Consider the following 6,039-nt stretch of genomic DNA (forward strand, 5'->3'; position numbering starts at 1 on the left):
ATCTGTACATCGACTATGCGATTCCTTCTCTTGAATCAAACCTTGAGAAGGGAAAACCCGTTCCAAGCAATATCTCGGCGGGTGACGGCAGTAAAGCGGCTTACAAACGCATTGATCAGGACTTCTTCCAACTGGCTACCGTCCCAGAACCCCTTTATTTGCAAGGATGGCAAATTATAGATGAGCTGAACCGAGCTTTTCACCAACTTCCGCCCAGCGGTTACTCCGCACCTGTTCACCTAGTGACGCCCGAAAACGTCGAGGAACTGATCAACCAGGATGACACTGGTATTTATGATCCTGAAAACGGCTATCGTGACGCGTACCTGAAGATATGGAAGGGTCGATGAAATTATCTCAAGTTAGCATTACTCAGCGGATTATCTTCTCCAACCTATTGCTACTGGCGATAGTCAGTGTGGCCATATTTACGGTGATTCGCTCGCTCTACTACGTGGAGTCCACCCTGAAAACGGAAGCATCTGAACACGTTTCAGTACTAACGGTGAACTCTGAAATCAGCCGACGCGTATTTGCTCTGACGTCACGCGTGAAGTTGCTGGAACAGACATTTCTGTTCAGTGAAACCACGCTTTCTGAAGAAGCGTTTAACATCGATCTCCAGTTACAACGCTTGAGAGATCTCTCTACCAACCGAGATTTCTCGAAGAAGATGGACTCGTTTATCGATAACTTCCATCGCTTTCTTGGCAGTTCGCTGGCTCTAAACCGCATTCTTAAACAGACGCAGGAAATCGACGACACGTTAGCCGAGCAGTTGGATCAGCTAGAGCTCGTGGTGGCAGACAGCAAGCTCACTAACATCCGCGAACCGGATTACATTCGTTACAACAACGAGCTGGACTTGGTGAACATGTTGCGTGAGGTGTTCCTGACCGTGGGTAAAATGGTCGGCAACATTCACAGCCGAATCACACCAGAGACCGAAAAAGTTCTGATCATCGAAATCCAGAAAGAGCTCGATATCTTCCTTCTTCATCTTGAAAACGTTGATATCGACACGCCACAAGTGTCTGCACAGAAGAAACGCATGAAGCGCACGGTAAAACGCTACAACGCTGCTCTTCGCCGTATCAGTGCGAATCTGGAACAGCGTTGGCTGGTGATGGCGGCGCTAGTCAATGCCCAGAACGAACTGCTTGCGATGGTAGAAATGACCGAGGCAAGAGTGCAGAAGCAAGCGCTAGAGCTTAGCCAGCAACTGGAACAGGAAATTGGAAAATCGCGTTTCAACGCGGTAGTAACTAGTATTCTGGCCTTCTTGTTGTCCATACTGCTGATCAGTCAGGTAGTGAAACGCCATATTCGTAAACCTCTGGATGACTTAAAAGAGGGCTTTGAAGGTTTGGAATCGGATGGGGCAAATAAGCCGATCAATCTAGGGCGAACCGATGAATGGAGCCACATCGAAAACGCCTTCAACAAAATGGCAGTCAGGCTATCTGAAGCGTATTCCGATTTGAATGAAGAGAAGAAAAACTTCGACTTCCTAGCACACCACGACCCACTCACGGGGCTGGCGAACCGCTTGTTAGCCACAAAGCGTCTGGATGACGAAATCGAGAAAGCCAAAAAACAGGATAGCTCTTTCCTGCTGTTGTATCTGGATATTGATGAGTTCAAAACCATAAATGATTCACTTGGTCATGCATCAGGTGACAACTTGCTCGCCAACATTTCGGAGATCCTCGATCAACTGATTACCGATATTGGATTTGTTGCCCGAATGGGCGGCGACGAATTTATGGTGGTGCTTTCTAAGGTGGAAAGCCTTGAAAATGGTGAAGTGCTGGCAGACCGAATCAATAAGGCGCTGCGTAAACCTTATTACATCAACGATAAAACCGTATTTGTTTCCGCCAGTATCGGTGTGTGTCAGTTCCCACAACATGGTTCGGATGGCGAAACCCTGATTCGAAATGCCGATACGGCGATGTACCACGCGAAACGCAATGGTCGGGACCAATATCGTGTTTATGCCGACAAGATGACGCTCGAAGTGACCGACTTGATCGAGACTAACGTGGGCTTGCATCAGGCGATCAAAAACGATGAACTGGTGGTGTTCTTCCAGCCTAAAATCGATCTGGATACTCAGAGCGTCGTTGGTGCGGAAGCACTAGTGCGATGGCAGCATCCGAAACTCGGCTTGCTTCCGCCTGTCGATTTCCTTGAAGTGGCAGAAAAAACCGATCTGATTATCGACATTGATAAGTGGGTCTTCCGCGAAGTCGCGAGTATGATCACCCAGTGGCAGCATTCAGGCATTGATTTAGAAGGAATTATCTTCTCGGTCAACTTCTCGGCAAGGATGTTCTTCATGACCGATCTTGCCGACCAGTTGCAAGCCATTCTGGACGAAACAGAGTGCCGACCGGATCAGCTTCTACTGGAAATTACCGAGCGGGATATGATGCGCGATTTTGAAACCTGTGTACGTACCATCGAATCGCTTCGCTCAAAAGGCTACAAGATTGCGATTGATGACTTCGGAACTGGTTACTCTTCACTATCTGTGCTTAAAAATCTTTCTGCAGATTGCATCAAACTCGACAGAGGCTTTATTCAGGAAGTGAACTCTTCCAAGCTCGATTACGAGATCACCAGCGCAGTACTGAAAATGGCGCAAGTGCTCGATTTAACGGTGATTGCAGAAGGAGTCGAAACCGAAAGCCACGTTGACGCATTGGTGAAAATAGGCTGTCGCTGTGCTCAAGGTTACTACTTCGCCAGACCGCTGCCTGTCGATGATTGGATTGGCTATCTGACTGATGATCAGAAAAAGCAGAATATAGGGTAAGTTTCCTATCTGTATAGATAAAAAGAAAGAGACCATTTGGTCTCTTTCTTTATTAAAAATTTCTTTATTTAAAAGCTCTTTTTGTATGAGGCAAGTGGAATAACGATAGATATCGAACAAACTCTAACCATAAGTAAAATAAACGTGATCTGAAGTGTGGAGTATTGCGAAAGTTATCATTACACTTGCTCAAACAGCGCAACTAAGTGCTTAAGTAACAACAAATCTTATCGACAACGGCAAAAATCCAATAATACCAACATAGGTCACTTGGGTATAAGTCGATAAGCAGAAGTAATGAACAACGAATACAAGCAAGGAAAGACACATGGCTAGGTCTAACTTCGAATTCCTCAAAGGCGTAAATGATTTCTTGTACGCTATTGCTCGCGCAGCAGAAAAGAATTATCCAGATGACCCAAACACCACACTCGCCAAATTACGAATCTTCGGTGAATCCACGGCAAAACACCTCGCAAAATTGCTAGACATCCCAATTCCTGATAACCAATACGATCTCCTACGTGAATTGGGCAAAATCCCTTTTGTTGATGACGGCATTCTTAACGTTTTCCATAAGCTACGCAAAATAGGCAATCAGGCAGTACACGAGTACCACGATGATTTGCAAGACGCTGAAATGTGCCTGCGTTTCGCGTTTCGTATCGCGGTGTGGTATTACCGATTAGTCACCAAACAATACGATTTCCCTGCACCAGAATTTGTCCTGCCAACCGCCGAAAATAATGAGCAGTTTGAACAGGAAATCGCCTCTCTGAAACAGGAGCTGGCTCTTGCGCTCCAAAGTGAAAAACAAGCGAAAGAGCAATCCAAAGCTGAGTACGAAGCTCAGCAGGCAAATTTAATCGCATTGAGTGGTTATATTTCGGTATTGGAGAGTAAGCAGCAAGAAACACAAGTTCAGTATCAAGCCCGTATTCATGCCCTTGAAGCCAAGCTTAAAGAACAAGAAGTAGAGCTGTCGAAGAAGACAGAAGCAGAACGTAAAGCGTATAAGAAACAAATCATCGATGAGGCGAGATTACGCCCTCTAGACCTAAGCGAAGAGGAAACCCGTTATCTCATCGATACCCAGCTGCGTAAAGCTGGCTGGGATGCGGATACAAAAAAATTGAAATTCGCCAATGGCACTCGTCCTCAAGTTGGGCGCAATATGGCCATTGCTGAGTGGCCAACAGGAAAAGATGAAACCGGAAGAACAGGCTTTGCCGACTACGTACTGTTTGTTGGTTTAAAACCGGTAGGCGTTATTGAAGCGAAGAAAAGCAACGAAGACGTATCCGCCAAGCTGAACGAGGCATACCGCTACAGTAAGTACTTTGATAATGATTTCTTGCGTGATCAATTGCAACAAGCTGCCAATGATGACAAAGAGCAAAAAGCCGTAGCAGATGCGTTTCCATCTTATTTACCCACATGGGCAGACTCCAGTGGCAGTGAACGTTTTAAGATCCCATTCTGCTTTTCTGCCAATGGGCGAGGCTATAGAGCCGCCCAGAAAAGCAAAAGCGGGATCTGGTTTCGAGATGTGCGCCACCCAACCAATATGCCCAAAGCACTGCCAGAGTGGCACCGGCCGGAAGAGCTCATTGCCAAGCTAGACAGTGACGACCAGCTCAACAACAAGTGGTTTAGTAAAAACGCAGACATGAGCGATTTGAGTTTGTGGTATTACCAAGAAGAAGCCGTTCAAGCCGTAGAAAAAGCCATCGTCAATGGTGAACAAGACATCTTGCTCGCCATGGCAACGGGCACAGGTAAAACCCGAACCGCCATTGCCATCATGTATCGATTGATCCAGTCGCAGCGCTTTAAACGCATTTTATTCCTCGTTGACAGAACGTCACTGGGTAAACAGGCATTAGATTCGTTTGAAGATACCAGCATCAAAGGCGACACCTTTAATACGATTTTTAACATCCAAGGGCTCACGGATCGTTTTCCTGAAGACAGCACAAAAATTCACGTAGCAACGGTTCAGTCGCTAGTAAGTCGTACGCTTAAAAGTGATGAAGTGATGCCCATTGGGCGTTACGACTGCATTATTGTCGATGAAGCGCACCGAGGTTACATTCTGGACAAAGAACAAACCGAAGGTGAAGAAAAGTTCAGAAGCCAACTAGACTTCATTTCTGCGTATCGCAGAATCATCGACCATTTTGATGCCGTAAAAATCGGTCTTACCGCCACTACCGCAGTACACACCCTTGATATTTTCGGTGGTATGAAGAAAGCTCCGGTTTACCGCTACGGTTATCGAAAAGCGGTGGTAGACGGTTACCTATGTGATCAGGATCCACCCCTTCGCATCATCACCAAGTTAAGCGAAGGCGGAGTGTATTATTCGCAAGGCACAGAGGTGCAACGTTTGTCTAATCAAGGTGAACTCATCAGCGACACCCTAGATGACGAACAAGGTTTTGAAGTGGCTGACTTCAACCGCGCATTGATTGCGTCGAACTTTAACAAAGTGGTATGCGAAGAGCTGGTGAATCACATAGATCCAACCAGCCCGCAGAAAACATTGGTATTCTGTGTAAACAACACGCACGCCGATACCGTGGTTGAAGAGCTACGAACCGCATTTAAAGCCAAGTACCCTCAGCTAGAGCACGATGCGATCATCAAAATCACGGGCGATTCAGACAAAGACGCAACCAAAGTCCAATCGATGATCACTCGCTTCAAAAAAGAGCGCTTGCCAAACATCGTCGTCACCGTTGATCTGCTCACTACGGGGATTGATGTCCCAAGCATTTGTAACCTCGTGTTTATGCGCAAAGTGCGCAGCCGTATTTTGTATGAGCAAATGAAAGGGCGGGCAACTCGCTTGTGTCCAGCCGTGGGGAAAACCGCGTTTAAGATCTTCGACGCCGTGGATTTGTATTCCACGTTGCAAAGTGTCGATACCATGCGCCCTGTTGTGGTTCGCCCTAAAGTGGAGCTGCAAGCTTTAGTGAACGAAATCACGGATTCTGAAACGTACAAAGTGAAGGAAGCGGATGGCCGAAGTTTTGCGGAACATAGCCACGAGCAATTGATCGCCAAGCTTCAACGCATTGCCAAACATGCAGAATTCAACCGTTACAAATCAAAAAACATCGACAGCCAAATCAAACGTCTGGATGAACTTTGCTTAAGTTCAGCAGGGTGCAATTTCGCCAACCTTGCCAATACACTCAAGCAGAAAGGCCCCA

At 46.5% G+C, this 6,039-nt stretch carries 2 protein-coding genes and 1 pseudogene; all 3 read left to right on the forward strand.

Translation table 11 applies throughout. The features are described 5' to 3' along the window. Window positions 1-350, forward strand: a pseudogene (locus RH89_RS11975) (substrate-binding domain-containing protein); the annotation flags it as partial. Further along, complete coding sequence (locus RH89_RS11980; RefSeq protein ID WP_004402135.1) at window positions 347-2,821, forward strand: putative bifunctional diguanylate cyclase/phosphodiesterase; 2,475 nt, start codon at window positions 347-349, stop codon at window positions 2,819-2,821. The pseudogene RH89_RS11975 and the gene RH89_RS11980, both read left to right, overlap by 4 nt. Window positions 2,822-3,149: 328 nt before the next feature. Further along, window positions 3,150-6,039, forward strand: a 2,890-nt coding sequence (gene hsdR, locus RH89_RS11985; protein ID WP_004402137.1) for a type I restriction-modification system endonuclease, incomplete at its 3' end; no start/stop codon positions are given.

This window comes from Vibrio nigripulchritudo ATCC 27043 (assembly GCF_000222685.1).
GTDB lineage: Bacteria > Pseudomonadota > Gammaproteobacteria > Enterobacterales > Vibrionaceae > Vibrio > Vibrio nigripulchritudo.